Below are 15,940 nucleotides of genomic sequence, written 5' to 3' on the forward strand. Positions count from 1 at the left end.
GCGTGGCAGGGCCCTGTCAACCCCCACGTAAGGCAATGACCCCCGCCCCATGGGGCTTGCGGTGGCGGAGCCCTCCCTGGAGGGGGAGGGTGAACCGCCTTAGCCAGGGGAACCTGGCCAGGCCCGGAAGGGAGCAACCTAACCCTGGCCGCAAGCGTTCATGGGTCACCGGGGCCGAGACCTGCGTGGAAGGGCTCTGGCAGGGTCTTCCACGCTGTGCATGGGGCTGCGGCCCGCGGGTTGTTTAATCAATTGTTTAAACACTGATTGAAGGCAGATTAATAAGCGTTGGAGACGTATTTTAATGATCATGGTGGTTGAATGTATAGGGGATTAGTATCCATTCTACTACTAACCATGTTACTATTCAGCCTAGCGTTAATTCCTCCGAGGGCGGAGTCTGCTGAGCAGAAGATATATCTAGCGCTTGTATGGCATTATCATCAGCCATGGTATTACAGCGTGGACGAGTCCTACTTCACCCTTCCATGGGTTAGGATGCACAGTGTTGGAAACTACTACAAGATGGCCTACATCCTCAGCAAGTACCCGGATGTGAAGGGCACCTTCACATTCTCAGGCTCACTGCTAGAGATGCTTGTCGACTATGTTGAGAACGGCAAGATGGATATTAGGCAGAACATATCGTGGAAGATTGTCAACGGTACTGTGAACAAGACTGAAGTATTCTCCATGCTGAGAACCCCGGGCGGGTTCTTCGACATAAACTGGAACAGGATTGTCAACGTTATCCCAAGATTCAGCCAGCTCAGGAGCCTTGCCCAGTCAGCCTTCTCAACATGCTCGGCTACAGCGGTTACTGAGCAGGAGCTTGTTGACTGCGTCGTGAACCAGTTCACAGGCGGGAACCTGACGGGTCAGAACGTTGTCGACCTTGCGGTACTGTTCAACCTGTTCTGGATCGACCCTAGTGTTGCGGAGGAGCAGTACCCTGACATCTACCAGTTAATGAACCGTGCAAAACAGTATAGCTCACCAGGCTTCACCGTTAGCGACTTGCAGAGGATTCTCGAGGTTCACGAGGACATAATGTCCAGGATAACCCAGATCTACCGCAACCTCACCTCAACGGGTCAGGCTGAGCTGATACCTGTACCGTACAGCCACCCTCTAGCACCTATCATCGTAGACTTAGGCTGGCCGGAGGATATTGAAGTACACGTTAACGTTAGCATAGAGCTGTTTAAGAGGCACTTCAACTACACGCCGGTTGGGGCGTGGCCTGCGGAGCAAGCCGTGAACTCCTACGTTGTTGAGGCTTTCAGGAAAGCCGGTATCACCTGGACTATCACGGATGAGTCAATACTGGCTAAGACCGGCGTATCAACGAGCGATATAAACAACCTGGGCGTTCCATGGTACATAGACTTCCCGTCCGGCAGGATATACGTCTTCTTCAGGAACACGGAGCTGAGCAATCTCTTAAGCTTCCAGTACAGCAACTGGAACCATGTGGACGCGGTTAACGATTTCGTCAACAAGATCCTGTCATTCAGGAACCAGGCCACGGGGCCGAGGCTCGTGGTGGTAGCGCTCGACGGTGAAAACCCCTGGGAGAACTATGAGAATTTTGGAGACCTGTTCCTGAACACGCTCTACCAGAGGATCACAGAGCTCCAGGGGCAGGGAGTGCTGGAGACTGTTACCCCACGCGAGTTTATAGAGAGATTCCCAGGTACGGCTAAGCAGCTCCCGCTTCAGAACTACCAGTACCTGGATCTCGCCGGTAAGGATATTTCAAACATCCCTCCAGTCGGCTACGGCGATGATTACGGGAGCCTCCCGAGGAAGACTGTGCAGGCAAGGCTGCCAGAGGGCTCGTGGTCGGGCGGAGAGCTAACCACTTGGATTGGTGACAGGCAGGAGAACGTGGCTTGGATGTGGCTTGCAAGGGCTAGGAGTGGCATACTGGAGAGGCTGGGATTAGGGAGCTTTAAGCAACTGTATGAGCAGAGGCCTGATATCGCGAAATACTTGTTGAAAGCAGAGGCAAGCGACTGGTGGTGGTGGTACGGTGGGGATGGGGGAGGCTCTCCTGAGACTTTCGACCCGATTTTCAAAGCATACTTGAAAGCAGCGTACGAGCTCGCCGGCCTCACCGTCCCGGACTATCTCAACGTTAAAGCATACCCTGACGGCAGGCCAATAGGCTCGTTGAACACTAATATTCCAAGCCCCGTCAGCACCCCGGTCACTGTTGACGGCGTGTTCGAAAGCCTTTGGTGGAACAGCATATCCAGCGGCGCAGGCTTAAACATTACAGTAGGTTCCACCTATGTTAGGAATGCTCTAATACTGTTCGACCCTGGCAAGCTCTACATAGGCTTCAATGTTTCGGCAACAGGAATAGATCTCGGCAAGCTGGCGGTAGCCGTGTACTTCACATCCTCGAACACATCCCTGTCACCGTTAAACCCCGGCTACAACGTCTACCCGAGGCATACCCCTGTCGACCTGGGAATGTACCTGGTGAGGGAGGTTTTAATCTACCCGGCTAACTCAACGGTGAAGGTTAATGCTGCGAACGGGAGCGGCTCATGGATCAGCGTGGGCAACGGCGTGGGGGCTGGCTCAACAAGCTTCGAAGCAGCTGTTCCATGGAACCTGCTGGGAATACCCAGGGGAGAGTACACCTACCTGGTGGTAGCAGTCTACTATGATAACGCGCTGGTTGAGTGGTCTTCAAGGCTTGGCTTAACACATCAGCTACAGGTTCCAATAGAAGCTGTCACAGGAACCATAGTGTTCGAAATGGATGATCCCGTGGGCGACGACGACGGCGCGGGAGGCTACACCTACCCATCCAACCCCGTGTTCGCGCCTGGAGTGTTCGACCTGGTTAAATTCCAGGTTACCGACGCAGGGGACAAGGTAGTGTTCACCATTGCTTTCAGAAACCTGGGCGGTAACCCGTGGGGAGGCCCTAATGGGTGGAGTATGCAGCAGGTGCACATATACGTTCACACAACAATGAGCGGCGGTAAAACCGATACCTACGGTTTAAACGTGAAGATAGCTGAGGAGCACGCATGGCACATGGCCCTCATCGTTGCGCCCGGCTGGGGCTCGGACCCTGTTCCAATCGGCGAGAAAACCGGTATATACTACTATGATAAGGAGTTGCCGACGGCTCAGGGAGGAGACTTCAAAGTGTACGCTGACACAGGCAATAACAGGATCATCGTGGAGATACCTAAGTCAATGCTTTACGATGCCGGCAACATTGATAAGTGGATCTACACGGTCGCGGTTACAAGCCACGATGGCTACTCGCCAAGCAAGATAAGGGCTTTCCAGATCGGCGGCGGAGAATGGGTCGTAGGGGTTCCATCAGACTATGCTCTAGCAGTCCTCAACAACGTCCTACCATACGTGCTCGACCTGCTGGCGGAGACTAAGGAGGACCAGTACAGCATGCTCCGGAGCTACAGTGTTGAAGCCAAGACCCTCGCCACTGTGAGAGGTGTTGGAGCAGTCGTGCAGCCTACGGAGACAACTACAACCACCACGACTACTGAAACAGAAACCACGACAACCACTGAGACAACAACCCCCACTACAACCACGACCGCCCCGACAACTACAATAACGTCTCCAGCCACAACCACGGAGCCAACCACCCCGGCACAGCCCTTCGATTACACCTTAATCATCATCGTAGTGGTCGTGTTAATAGTGGTAGGATTGACAGCCTTCCTGTTCATGAGGAGGAGGCCTTAGGGAATAATTTTTTTCCTTGAAAACACATTAATTTTCTTAGGGTGTGACGATACTTGGCACGTGTAAGGCTTGAGAAGGTTGTTAAAAAATACGGCAAGGTAGTAGCGGTTGACCGCGTAGACCTCGACATTAGGGATGGGGAATTCTTCTCCCTCCTAGGCCCCTCGGGCTGCGGGAAGACCACGACCCTGAGGCTTATAGCAGGCTTGGAATTCCCTGACGAGGGGTTCATCTACATTGACGACAGGGTTGTCAACGATGTCCATCCTAAGGACAGGGATATAGCAATGGTTTTCCAAAACTACGCTCTCTACCCTCACATGACGGTTTTCGAGAACATAGCCTTTCCGCTTGAATCGCGCAGGAAAGCTCTCAACCTCTCGAAGGATGAGATTAAAAAGAGGGTGTTGGAAATCGCTAAATTCCTGGGTATTGAGGAGTTGCTTGACAGGTATCCCTCCCAGCTGAGCGGGGGTCAGCAGCAAAGGGTTGCACTGGCAAGAGCCCTTGTGAGGAAGCCGAAGGTTTGGCTGCTTGACGAGCCCTTGAGCAACCTGGACGCTAAGCTTAGGGTGCTGATGAGGGGTGAGCTGAAGAGGCTTCAAAAGCAGCTCGGGATAACCACGATATACGTGACTCATGACCAGGTTGAGGCTATGGGGATGGCTGACAGGATAGCGGTAATGAACAAGGGGAGGGTTGCCCAGGTTGGAACACCGGATGAGCTATACTCTAGGCCGGCGGACATTTTCGTCGCAACCTTCATAGGCTCCCCGCCCATGAACCTTATCCAGTGCACTGTTGTTGAGAAGCAGCCTCTAGAGTATGTTGTCCCCCTTGAGCTCGAGGGTGGAGTCATGGGGAGCGGCAGGGTTTCCACAAGCATTGTCCTGGAGTGCAGGGAAGGGTTGAACATCCCGCTCGACCCCTCCCTTGGATCCAAGCTTCTCGGCGAGGGAGAGTCCGAGGTCTACCTGGGTGTGAGGCCGGAGGATACGCTGGTTTTCAAGGAGGCTAGGAGCGGCCTCGGTGTTTTGAAAACAAGGGTTGAGGTTGTTGAGCCGTTGGGTTCTGAAACCATATTGAACATTAAGATGGGCGAGGACTTGTTGAAGATTAGGCAACCAGCAGGCCTGGCCTTCCAGCCTGGAGAGGAGGTTTACCTGGAGTTTAACCTGAGGAAGGCATTACTGTTCAGCAGGAAAAACGGCAGGCTCCTGGCTTAACTGCTTCTAACCTTTAACGGCCCCCATCCTGTACGCTTCTCCAATATATCTTTGAGCGAAAATGTAGACAAGTATGACGGGTATAGCGTAGATTAAGGCTAGGGCTGCGAACAGCGACGGGGCCTGCTCACCTCTTGGACCTATCGCGGTCTGGAAAATATATGCTCCAAGAGTCTGTACTCTCAAGAGGTTTGCCACGAAGAACTCGCCCCAGGCCCCCATGAATGAGAACAGTGTTATGATTACCATGGCGCTCCGTGAAGCAGGCAGGACGATTTTGAAGACTATTTGACTCCAGCTAGCGCCGTCTATGAAAGCCGCTTCATCCAGCTCCTTGGGGAGATTGTCGAAGTATGTTTTTATAAGCCAGGTTTGAAACGGCACGGCGCCAGACGCATATATGAAGGGTAGGACCCACATGTTGAATATTGGTATCCCCCATGAGTTTAGGATTACGAGGAACATGAACAAGGCTATTACCGCTATGATCCCGAATCCTCCTCCAACCTGGCTTAGGATAAGGTAGACGTACAAGAGTGTGTCTCTGCCGAAGAATTTGAACCTTGAAAAGCTGTATGCTGCGGGCGTGATCACCACTACGGATATCACGATTGTTAGGAACGATATTATAGCGCTGTTAACCAGCGCGCTGTAGAATAGAGGGTCCTGGAACGCTCTCAGGTAGTTTTCAAAAGTCACCCCGTACTCGAAAACCTGGGTTAGGCTTGTTAAAATAATGCCCTTCTCAGGCGTTATAGACTGTATTATGATGAATAGCACAGGGTATAGCATCACGAACAGTATTGTAAACCCCATTACCGTGGCGAAGATTTTTAAAACCGTTTTACCAATGCTGAAGCCCACTTCAACGCCCACCTCTCAGCTTCTTCGAGGAAACAAACCATATGGTTACGTACACCAGCAGTAAGAGGACTATAACCAGGTATGTTGCCGCAGCATACCCGTAGTCTTTGTCTATTGAAACCCTGTTGTAGCCGAAAAGTATGAGGAATTCGTTGACGTTTCCCGAGCGTGTTCCAAGTCCCGGGATTGAAATAGGTTTTGTAGGGCCGCCTCCGTTGAGAAGTAGTGGAACCATGAACGCCTGTAGGGATGCTCCTGTAGTAAGTATTGCAGCGAACATTAAGGGCTTTGAGATAAGGGGTAGTACAACCCTTCTCAGCCTTGTGAAAGCTGAGGCCCCATCTATGTATGACGCTTCCACGAGGTCTTTGGAAACCCCTGCAAGAGCCCCCATGGTCACCGTCATTACGAACGGGTATGCAAGCCAGGTCTCGAACAAGTTGTACACTATGAAAGCATCCCACTCGTAGTTGTATATGTCTAATCCAAGCATCTTTCCGAGCTGACCGTTCGGGTTGAACAGGAATCTCCATGTCAGGCCTGAGAGAAGGATTGGGATCGCCCATGGCGCGAGTATTAGACCTCTCAACACCTTTCGTCCCCATACCAGTGGCGAGGAGTAGATGAATGCGAGCGCAACGCCCACCAGGAGTTTGAGGGGCACGCTTGTAGCTACGAAAACCGCTGTCTTATAAAGAGAGTAAACGAATCTCGGGTCAGCGAACAGTTTCTTAAAGTTTTCAAGCCCTACATACCTCATTGTCAACCTTTCGCGGTCGCTTATCAAGCTCTGGGAAACTATTTCGAAGTAGCCTTGCAGGTCACTGCTCATCCCCGTGAAGTATTCCTCAGCACTGCGTATCAAGTAGATTGTAAGGTTGATACTGTTTAGCAAATCATCCCTACCCATCACGAGGTACTGTGAGGATAGCCGGGATACCGAGTCGTATATTACGCTGAGGTTTCTAACAGCCTCCGAGGAGATCAGGGGCCTTGTCGGCTGGAAACCTATTTCAGTACAGTTGAAAGTTTTCTGAACCTGCTCCGGTATCAACCTAAGTCCTTGAACCGTGACATATATTGCTGAAGCGTTAAGCATCACGTATAAATCAGTAGTGTGATCCTCCGATTCCTCAATAGCTTGCTTGAAAGCGATTAACTCTTTTTCAAGCGCTCTCAACGTGTTAGCGACTTTTTCAACAACGTCTTCCGCTCTCTCTGTCAGGTTCTCCTGTGTCGTGATCACATTAATGCATGCTAACGTGTTATCTATTTCCTTTAAAACCTCAGGGTTGGGGAGGAGATTTTCCTCAGTGGCATTGGTGAAAGCTATGCCGATGGAGAAGAAAAGAGGCCAAATACTGAAAAACACGTAAAGAACAATGCTTGCCAGGGCAAGAGCGATCCCGATGCGAGAGGGGTATAAAATCTTTTTAACGCTCATGGGAAAACCCCTATCAAACAGTCTGTGCTAGGCTCCCGTAAGGGTTAATGGGGAAAAAGAGGAGTAGTAGATAATTATCACCCACCTAGGCTCTGCATTATAGTTGCATACGCCTCATCAAGTTGCGGATCCACGGCGGCAAGAGCAGCCTGAACAGCTTCTTCAACAGTCTTACCCTCTGCTAGGGCATTAGTGTACTCGCCGATTATAGCGTTCAGGTTGGTACCTACACCCCATACCTTATCCATCTTGGGATCTTTAGGCATTGGGGAACTCCTCAGCACCTGTTGCATGAAACCGTACACTACCGGGAATTGAGACCTATTGTTGACAACGTACTGGATTACTGTTTGTTTAACGGGAACGTAACCGTTCTGCTCGACAAGTATTTTCAATGCGTCATCGTTTAAAGCCACGTATAGTATGAAGAGAACGCTCGCATATGTCCTCTGGACGCCTCCAGATGCAGCTAGTATTGTGAGATACAGGTTTCTGAAACCACTGAAGGGTTTCGGAACATTGTTGCCTATGTTTGGAATAGGAATTACTTCAATATTTTCTAGCCCGAGAGCGCTTTTAATTGAGGGCAGAGCCCATGGACCTGTGATGATCATTGGTGTTTTACCTGTGAGGAAGTTGTTTAATTGATTGTTGAAGCCTAGGTCGGTGGTGTCTAAGTATGGTAAAATGTTTTGGATATAAAACTTGACACCATCCTTTGTTCCAGTGGTGTTAACGCCCACGGATCCGGTTTCCTCATTGTAATAGTATCCTCCAAACGCTGTGATGAATGGGTAGAGATGGTAGGGGTCGAACTGATAGGATAAACCATATTTTCCTTGACTAGGATTGTGGAATTGTTGCATAATATTCTTCATCTCCTCGAAGGTTGTGGGCGGGTTGGGAACCAGTTGCTTGTTGACGATGAGGGCGATCGCCTCGCCCGCATAGGGCAGTCCATAAGTCTTAAGCTTATAGGTTACTGCCGACATGGCCAAGGGCTGTATAGCTGGGGCAATGTTGTTGATTATCGCCTCGGTTCCGATATATGCTTCAAGGTCTAATATCCATCCCTTATCAGCGAAGGAGCCTATCCAGTCATGCGCCCACGTGAAAACGTCGGGAGCCTGCCCAATAAAGCTCTCCCTCTGCTCAGGCGGGAGTGCGGCTATCGCGGAGATCTGTGTTTTCAATTGATCCATGCTGGAATAGCGTAGTTGGATAACGTTGATGCCAGGATATTCCTGTTTGAACATGTCGATTACTTGCTGGAACGCGTTGAGCTCGGCCTCGGATAAAGCGTGGCCGAAGTATATTGTAACGGAAACCTCCCCGTTCTTGGCGGCATCAACGAATGCTTTGAAGTCGGCGGGTACCGTGATGGATAAATCGCCAATCAATATCACGTTGCCCGGAGGAGGAGTGGTGGTCGGGGTTGTCGTAGTTTCCGTCACGGTCGGCGTGGTAGTGGGCGTGGTTGTCGTACCAGTTGGCGTCGGGGTTGTCGTGGTTTGCTGGACTCCTGTTTGCTGTGAAATAAGGTATGCTCCGGCAATTGCCGCAACAGCTACGATCAAAACTATTATTATGGCTTGAATCTTTGTGAGAGCCTTACTCAAGGGTTTCACCTTTAATTAAATAATCACGCCTTTATTCTAAAAAACTTTTTTGGGGAGAGTTTAACTCCTCGTTTTAATCAGCTCCTGCTTCATACTGATTTTTAAACATCAATAACAATGTTAATATTCAAGGGAGTCAACAATGCTCGAGGTCAAGGATCTCGTGGTCGAGGTTTCAGAGCGGAGAGTGGTTAACGGGGTTAGTTTCAAGGTTGACGCTGGCGAGCTGGCGGTGATAATGGGCCCTAACGGTAGCGGTAAGAGCAGCCTAGCCTACGCCATCATGGGGCATCCTCAGTACAAGGTGGTCTCCGGTAGCGTGATAATAGATGGGGTGGACTACACTTACAGGCCGACTCACGAGCGCGCGTTAGCAGGGCTTTTCCTAGGTTTCCAAAACCCTGTGGAGATCCCCGGTGTAAACCTCTACATGCTCCTGAGGAGTGTTTTAAACAAGAAGATGGGGAGAACGGATATTTCGGAGTATGTTGAAGGATTGGAGAAGAGGGTTAGGAATGAAGCTATTCTAATAGGGTTGAAGGAGGAGCTGCTTGAGCGGGATTTAAACACGGGTTTCAGCGGGGGAGAGAAGAAGAGATCCGAGATCCTTCAGGCGCGCGTGATCAGGCCTAAATACATAATTCTAGACGAGCCGGACAGCGGCTTGGACGTTGACGGTGTCAGGAGTGTAGCGGATTATATTAAGGAGGCATTACTTGCGGGTTCCTCAATAATACTGATTACCCATTACCCTAGGGTTGTAGAATACGTTTCCCCCAGCAAAGTCTACGTCATGTATCGCGGCAGGTTCGTGGCTGAGGGCGGTTTGGAGCTTATAGACAAGATCAACAGGGAGGGCTACAGATGGCTGGAGGCTGTGGGCGTTGAAAGCGCTGGAACTTGATGAGCAAATCTATATTGAGGGGGTATCTTACCCCAAGGAGGTTGAGTTAAGAGGGAGGATTTCTAAAGGGCTTGTAGAGGAGATCTCAAGGCTTAAGAAGGAGCCTGAATGGATGACCCGCCACAGGCTAAGAGCTCTCGAGTACTTCGAGAAAGCCCCCATGCCCAAGTGGTTGACCGGTATCTGGAGCATAGACCTCGATGAAATATCATCATACTACATTAAGCCGGCTCACCCTAAGGCTGAGAAGTGGGAGGACCTACCGGAGGAGATCAGGAGGATTTACGAGAAACTCAACCTTCCAGAGACTTATGCTAAATATCTCGCGGGCTTAACGACAGTGCTGGATAGCGAGAGCGTCTACACCACAATGAAGGATTTGCTCAAAGACCTAGGCGTCATAATGGTTTCAATGGAGGAGGCTGTTCAAAAATACCCCGATATTGTTAAACAATACTTCGGGAGAGTCTTCCCCTACACAGATCACAAGTTCGCCGCCCTCCACCATGCCTTATGGAGCGGCGGGGTATTCGTGTACGTGCCCAGGAACGTTAGAATACCCTACCCTGTTGAAGCATTCTTCTTCATAGGAAGCGAGCTCGAGGGGCAGTTTGAGCACACTATTGTGGTGACTGACGAGAATAGCGAGATAACCTTCATCGAAGGATGTAGCGCTCCGAGGCTTAAAACCTTCAGCTTCCACGATGGAATGGTTGAGCTTTACGCCCACCAGGGGTCGAGGCTCAACTTCGTAACTGTTCAAAACTGGAGCAGGGATATTGTCAACTTCAATAATAAAAGAGGGATTGCGGAGAGAAACGCGATTATTGAGTGGATAGAGGGGAGCATCGGGAGCAAGATAACCATTACCTATCCTTCAACCATCTTGAAGGGAGAGTATGCGAAGACGAACAGCACTGTGGTCGGAATTGCAAACGGACCGTTCATAAAGGATACTGGTTCGAAAATAGTTCACGCAGCCCCTTACACGTCGAGCAGGGTAGTATCCAAGAGCATTAGCGCTAAGCGGGGTATAAACATTTACAGGGGTATGGTGCAGGTCAACAAGGGGGCTAAGGGAGCCAAGAGCTTCGTCCAGTGTGAGAGCCTGATCCTGGACAAGGACAGCAAGAGCTACACGTACCCTATCATACACGCTTTCGAGAACGATGCCGACATAGCTCACGAGGCAACTACTGCAAGGATAAGCGAGGATCAATTATTCTACTTGAAATCGAGAGGTCTTTCAGAGAGAGAATCCCTTTCATTGATGATACTTGGCTTTATAAGGGAGGTTTTCCCGAGGCTCCCCTTCGAATACGTTTCAATGCTCACCAAGGTTATCCAGCTAGAGTTCAGCGAGATGGGTGGTGTGGGTTGAGCATTACTGATCTACTTAGGGAGGGGTTTCAAAGACACGGGGACTCGCCGACCGTGAAACACTACACTGATTGGGGCGTTTACAGGGATGTTTTCGAGAGCCTTGCTAACGGGGAATTGGGGTTAGAGAGGAAGATTTTGGTTGAAGCATCAGGCGGTGTGCGAATAGAGGGGCGGGGCGAGATAAGTCTTTACGAGCAAAACTCGAACCTTTCTAAATACCACATGATCCTGAGCAACGAGGCCATTGTCGCAGGTTTCCACGGGGGTAAGGGCTTCATCAACGTGAAACCAGTAGCTGAGGCGGGCGTGAACATCGGGAACCTCATTGCAAGGATTGACTCACCGGGTACGCTTGTATTAAAGGTCGTTAACAACGTATCTAATGGTTTACTTCTATTTGGATTAAACATTAATGTAGCCGATAATGTTGAGGCAAGCATCATCGTCGACGTGGAGGAGGCCTCCGGGTCTGCTTCAAGCATCAACTTCAGAGTGGGGACAGGGAGGGGCTCGATAAGCAATCTCGTCTTCCTCGTAAGCCCTGGGAGGATGATGAGGATGGAGGGCTTGGTAAAGCCTGGCGACAACTCACTCGTGCTTGCCAGGTTAACAGGTGTTTTAAACGAGGACAGTAGGATTGACGCGGTTGTTGACGGGCTTATTGATGGTTTAAACACTACGTTAAACCTATACTCGACACTCTACCTGAGTAAGCATTCAACAGGCAGTGTGCGAGGTAGGGGGACAATATCTTCGAAAGCCTCGGATGCGAGGCTTGTGTACGGGTTTGAATCGATCCTTGAGGAGGAGGCTGTAGCGTATATGCAACCATTTCTCGAGGTAAACAGTAACAGGGTTTTGGAGGCTAGGCACTATGCTAGAAACTACCTAGTTACTGTTGACAAGCTCTTCTACCTAGCAACGAGAGGGTTGAGCTTCAGCGAGGCTAAGAACATCGTTCTGACAGGGTTGTTAACCAGTCTAATGCCGGGCGAGCTCAGGAGCTACTGCTACAGTGAAATAAAAAGAAGAATGAGGAGTCTCCCGGAGGACTAGATTTTAACCCCGATAGCCTTCCTTACCTCATCTATAAGCCATATTAGGAATGAAGCAGCCAGCCCGTAAATCCACATGCTCAGCGGTAGCGGGGTAGTGTAGAATACCTGGTTCAGCGGGGTGTAGATTGTGACGACATGTAACGCTAGCGATGTAGCCAGCGCCGGGATAAGCCACTTGTTAAACCTTATCCTCCACAAAGGCTTGTTCTCACTCCTCGAGGCTAGGGCCCTGCCGAACTCTGAGAGCACTATTGTCGTGAAAGCAGCTGTCTGGGCCATTAGCAGAGATTGAGAATTCATGGTGAAAGCAAGTATTGTGAACCCGGATATGAGTGCTCCGAACACAACATAGTATAGTATTTTCCTTCGAGTTATCAACCCTCCCCTGTACTCAGTGGGAGGCTTCTCCATAATGCCCGGCTCAGCCGGCTCGAGGCCGAGGGCTACTGCGGGAAGAGCGTCAGTGACAACGTTAACCCATAGTAGGTGGATGGGTCTGAGCGGGGGTGGGAGATACAGTAGTTCAGCACCGAAAACCGTGCCGACCTCGCCCATGTTGGCTGTTAACAGGTAGTTTATCGGCTTCTTCAAATTATCAAATATAATCCTGCCCTCCTTAACAGCTTCAACTATAGTGGAGTAGTTGTCGTCTAGAAGGATGAGCTGTGAAGCCTCTTTAGCAACGTCAGTCCCCCTCACCCCCATTGCAATCCCAACGTCAGCGAGCTTTAACGCTGGGGCATCGTTAACCCCGTCCCCCGTCATCGCGACCTTATAGCCTTTCGCCTTCAACGCTTTAACAATCCTTGCCTTGTGCTCGGGGGTGACTCTCGCGTAGACGTTTATCTTGTCGACTACTCTGGCAAGTTCCTCATCGCTCATCTTATCCAGCTCCCTTCCCTCCAGGACTGTTTCCTTGCTGGCTTCCAAACCTATCATCCTTGCTACAGCGATAGCTGTTAACTTATGGTCTCCTGTAACCATGATTGTTTTAATACCGGCCCTGCTGGCGGTTTTCAAGGCCTCTACGACTTCTTCCCGCGGCGGGTCTATTATCCCGAGGACGGCGTAGAAGACTAGGCCTGTTTCAACCTGTGATACATCGTAATCCTCGCTGAAAACATCTATCCATTTATAGGCGACCCCGAACGTCCTGTAGCCTTGGGAAGCCAGCTTCTCAATCTCTGCTGACAAGGCCTCTTTAACCTCTCTCGTCAACTCTTCCTCACTACTCCCCTGTACTTTCGTTGAAATATCGAGCAAGAGCTCGGGAGCCCCGGTTGACACCACTAGGTATTTCCCTCCCACCTGGTGAACAGTTGTCTTCCTCTTCCTGAACCTGTCGAAGGGATATGTTTTCACCAACGGGTATTTTTCAACAGCCTTCCTAACACCTTCTTCCCCCAGGGCTTTGTACGCTAGCACTAGGGCCGCCCCCTCGGTGGGTGAGCCCTTCACCCTCCACGAGGAGCCCTCCCTTGTTAATGCAACGTCGACGCTTGTGTGAGCGGCTATAATTTCATACAGGAACAAGTCTTCACCGGGTTCTCCCGGATTACACAGCACCTTCCCCGACGGCTCATATCCCGCGCCCTCGACCGTGCAGTGTTTTCCCAGCATTTTCACTATTTTAACGGTCATCTCTCCCTTGGTGATTGTTCCTGTTTTATCACTGCAGATCACGTCCACTGCGCCAAGGGTTTCAACAGCTCCAAGCCTCCTCACCAGTGCCTTCTTCTTCGCCATTCTGTAAGCACCTATGGCAAGAAGGGCGGTGGCTATTGCGGGGAGGCCTTCAGGTATTGCGGCCACAGCCAGAGCTACTGAAACCATGAAGGCGTCTATGACTCCTAGGTAGCCCTCTATCAGGGAGGTTATGAAGACTATGGCCGCTATCCCCAGTATTATAAGTCCTATTTTCTTCCCGAAAGAGTCAAGCTCTTGTTCTAGAAGGGTTTTCTCCTCCTTGGCCTCAGCAATAGCCTTGGCGATCCTTCCTATTTCGGTTGAGGAGCCTGTTGAAACAACGACAGCCTTCCCCTTACCTCCAACTACATAGGTTCCCCTGAAAACCATGTTTCTCCTATCGCTCACAGGGGTTTCCGGCGGGAGCACTGTATCAGAATCCTTCTAAACGGGTGTTGAATCCCCGGTTAAAGGCGACTCGTCAACCAGGAGGTCTTCTGACTCTATTATCCTCGCATCAGCCGGGATCTTATCCCCCTCCTTGACGATGAGAATGTCTCCTGGGACAAGCTGTGAAGCAGGTATCTCGGTTACTACACCATTCCTTAGCACAGTGCAGTAGGGAACAGCCATAGACTTCAACGCTTCAACGGCTTTCTCAGCCTTATACTCCTGGATAAAACCCATTACCCCCATTATGATCACAATGGTTATGATGGCCGCCGCGTCCACAATCTCTCCGAGAGCAGCCGAGATCACGGTGGCTACTAGAAGGATTATGATAAGGAAGTTGGAGAACTGTCGAAGCAGGAGGAAGACCGGGTGCTTCTTCTTAACCATGATCTCGTTAGGGCCGTACTGGGAGAGCCTTCTAGTTGCCTCCTCGCTGGAGAGCCCTGCCTCCGGGTTAACGTTGAAGTGGGCCAGGACTTCCTCGGGCTTCATGGAGTGCCATGGCCTGCTCAATGCTCAACCCCGTTTTGCTGTAAATCCTTGAAAAACGTAATAAACTTATCATATTAACATCTTCTCCGTCTTAAAGAAGGAGGATTTCAGTTGTGAAAATTCTTACTTGAAACTTAACGTGTAGAGGTTATACTACGTAATTAGTTAAGACACCCATATGTTCTATTTCTGCCTCGATAACATCCCCTGGCTGTAGCCCTTCGGGAGGTCCTGCAGGCGGGCTTCCCAGGGATATTATATCTCCTGGTTCCAACGTCATTATTTCGCTCATGAACTCAATTATTTCCTCGATCCTGTAAACCATATTCTTTGTGTTTGATTTCCCTTCAACTGTTCCATTTCTTCTTCTCAAAATATTGAGGTTATAGACGTCTACCCCCTTGCTTTCGAATTCGTCCTTAGTGACTATCCAAGGCCCCATGGGAGAGAACGTGTCAAAGGCTTTCGCGCGTTGCTGGTAGAGAACATAGCCTGGTTGAATCATTTCTATGTCGTGGGCTGTTATATCGCTGAATATTGTGAAACCGTAAATGTAGTCGAATACTCTGTTTTTCTCCACGAATCTCGCCCTTCTCCCGATAACTACTGCAAGCTCGTATTCGTGGAAAACTATCTTGGATGAGGTTCCAGGCCACTTTCCGCCCTTAGGTATTACAACCTTTTCTCTGTGGCCTATCAAGGTATTAACGGGTTTGAAGAAAAATAATGGTACTTCCGGCTTAGGATACTTTAGCATTAAACGGTATTCCTCATAATTTTGCCCTATTCCGATAATTTTCAACGGGTCGTACACCGGTGGAAGGAAGCGGATTTCGTTTACATCTCTAACTATCTCGGCTTCATCGCACTTGCTTCCTGGGCATATCTTGGACAGGGCCTTCTCTATGGTAGGCTTAAAAACCATTATTCTGTGAAGCATATTACGGCTTCCAACCGAGAATATAGATTCGGTGAGCGAGTTAGCGTTTTCCAAGCCCATATCATATTCTTCAACGTAGTATCTCTGTAAAAGTTTTTGAATATCAACTATCTTGTCTGCAGATATTAAG

At 50.0% G+C, this 15,940-nt stretch carries 10 protein-coding genes, 1 other RNA gene and 1 pseudogene; 6 read left to right on the forward strand and 6 right to left on the reverse strand.

Going from position 1 to position 15,940, the window contains the following annotated elements; translation table 11 throughout:
* Positions 1 to 3: 3 nt before the first annotated feature.
* The 3 genes from ffs to AC3OH0_RS01170 all read left to right on the forward strand — a co-directional run bounded on the left by ffs (position 4) and on the right by AC3OH0_RS01170 (position 4,967).
* An RNA gene (gene ffs, locus AC3OH0_RS01160) (signal recognition particle sRNA) lies at positions 4 to 212 on the forward strand.
* A gap of 109 nt (positions 213 to 321) precedes the next feature.
* On the forward strand, positions 322 to 3,741 hold the full coding sequence (locus tag AC3OH0_RS01165; RefSeq protein WP_498344460.1) for a glucodextranase DOMON-like domain-containing protein: 3,420 nt from the start codon (positions 322 to 324) through the stop codon (positions 3,739 to 3,741).
* Between the two features lie 53 nt (positions 3,742 to 3,794).
* Positions 3,795 to 4,967: an ABC transporter ATP-binding protein gene (locus AC3OH0_RS01170; RefSeq protein ID WP_498344461.1), complete on the forward strand. Its 1,173-nt coding sequence runs from the start codon at positions 3,795 to 3,797 to the stop codon at positions 4,965 to 4,967.
* Between the two features lie 6 nt (positions 4,968 to 4,973).
* Here AC3OH0_RS01170 and AC3OH0_RS01175 read toward each other — a convergent pair whose 3' ends face one another.
* The 3 genes from AC3OH0_RS01175 to AC3OH0_RS01185 all read right to left on the reverse strand — a co-directional run bounded on the left by AC3OH0_RS01175 (position 4,974) and on the right by AC3OH0_RS01185 (position 8,903).
* Positions 4,974 to 5,843 (reverse strand): ABC transporter permease subunit, encoded by an 870-nt coding sequence (locus AC3OH0_RS01175; RefSeq protein WP_498344462.1) that lies wholly within the window; start codon positions 5,841 to 5,843, stop codon positions 4,974 to 4,976.
* Positions 5,833 to 7,275: a carbohydrate ABC transporter permease gene (locus tag AC3OH0_RS01180; RefSeq protein WP_498344463.1), complete on the reverse strand. Its 1,443-nt coding sequence runs from the start codon at positions 7,273 to 7,275 to the stop codon at positions 5,833 to 5,835. The genes AC3OH0_RS01175 and AC3OH0_RS01180 overlap by 11 nt, the downstream gene beginning before the upstream one ends.
* A 77-nt stretch (positions 7,276 to 7,352) precedes the next feature.
* Complete coding sequence (locus tag AC3OH0_RS01185; RefSeq protein ID WP_498344464.1) at positions 7,353 to 8,903, reverse strand: extracellular solute-binding protein; 1,551 nt, start codon at positions 8,901 to 8,903, stop codon at positions 7,353 to 7,355.
* 133 nt (positions 8,904 to 9,036) lie between these two features.
* On the opposite strand from AC3OH0_RS01185, the gene sufC reads away from it, so the two are divergent.
* Genes sufC through AC3OH0_RS01200 form a run of 3 tightly spaced genes read left to right on the forward strand, consistent with a single transcriptional unit; the run spans position 9,037 to position 12,237 of the window.
* Entirely contained in the window at positions 9,037 to 9,798 is a 762-nt protein-coding gene (gene sufC, locus AC3OH0_RS01190) for a Fe-S cluster assembly ATPase SufC (protein WP_498344465.1), read from the forward strand.
* Positions 9,779 to 11,179, forward strand: a complete 1,401-nt coding sequence (sufB, locus tag AC3OH0_RS01195) for a Fe-S cluster assembly protein SufB (protein ID WP_498344466.1) — start codon at positions 9,779 to 9,781, stop codon at positions 11,177 to 11,179. The genes sufC and sufB overlap by 20 nt, the downstream gene beginning before the upstream one ends.
* On the forward strand, positions 11,176 to 12,237 hold the full coding sequence (locus tag AC3OH0_RS01200; RefSeq protein WP_498344467.1) for a SufD family Fe-S cluster assembly protein: 1,062 nt from the start codon (positions 11,176 to 11,178) through the stop codon (positions 12,235 to 12,237). The genes sufB and AC3OH0_RS01200 overlap by 4 nt, the downstream gene beginning before the upstream one ends.
* On the opposite strand, the gene AC3OH0_RS01205 is transcribed toward AC3OH0_RS01200, so the two are convergent.
* From AC3OH0_RS01205 to AC3OH0_RS01215, 3 genes and pseudogenes are all read right to left on the reverse strand, one after another.
* A complete protein-coding gene (locus AC3OH0_RS01205) occupies positions 12,234 to 12,758 on the reverse strand; it encodes a cation transporting ATPase C-terminal domain-containing protein (RefSeq protein ID WP_498344497.1) in 525 nt (174 codons plus the stop codon). The genes AC3OH0_RS01200 and AC3OH0_RS01205 overlap by 4 nt on opposite strands.
* A pseudogene (locus tag AC3OH0_RS01210) lies at positions 12,756 to 14,870 on the reverse strand (cation-translocating P-type ATPase); the annotation flags it as partial. The pseudogene AC3OH0_RS01210 and the gene AC3OH0_RS01205, both read right to left, overlap by 3 nt.
* Before the next feature lie 148 nt (positions 14,871 to 15,018).
* Positions 15,019 to 15,870: a fumarylacetoacetate hydrolase family protein gene (locus AC3OH0_RS01215; protein ID WP_498344468.1), complete on the reverse strand. Its 852-nt coding sequence runs from the start codon at positions 15,868 to 15,870 to the stop codon at positions 15,019 to 15,021.
* Positions 15,871 to 15,940 lie beyond the last annotated feature (70 nt).

Source organism: Thermosphaera sp. (genome assembly GCF_059755995.1).

Coding starts and splice junctions, on each gene's coding strand:
- AC3OH0_RS01165 (WP_498344460.1), top strand. CDS start 322: ATGTATAGGGGATTAGTATCCATTCTACTACTAACCATGTTACTATTC.
- AC3OH0_RS01180 (WP_498344463.1), bottom strand. CDS start 7,275: ATGAGCGTTAAAAAGATTTTATACCCCTCTCGCATCGGGATCGCTCTT.
- sufC (WP_498344465.1), top strand. CDS start 9,037: ATGCTCGAGGTCAAGGATCTCGTGGTCGAGGTTTCAGAGCGGAGAGTG.
- AC3OH0_RS01215 (WP_498344468.1), bottom strand. CDS start 15,870: ATGGGCTTGGAAAACGCTAACTCGCTCACCGAATCTATATTCTCGGTT.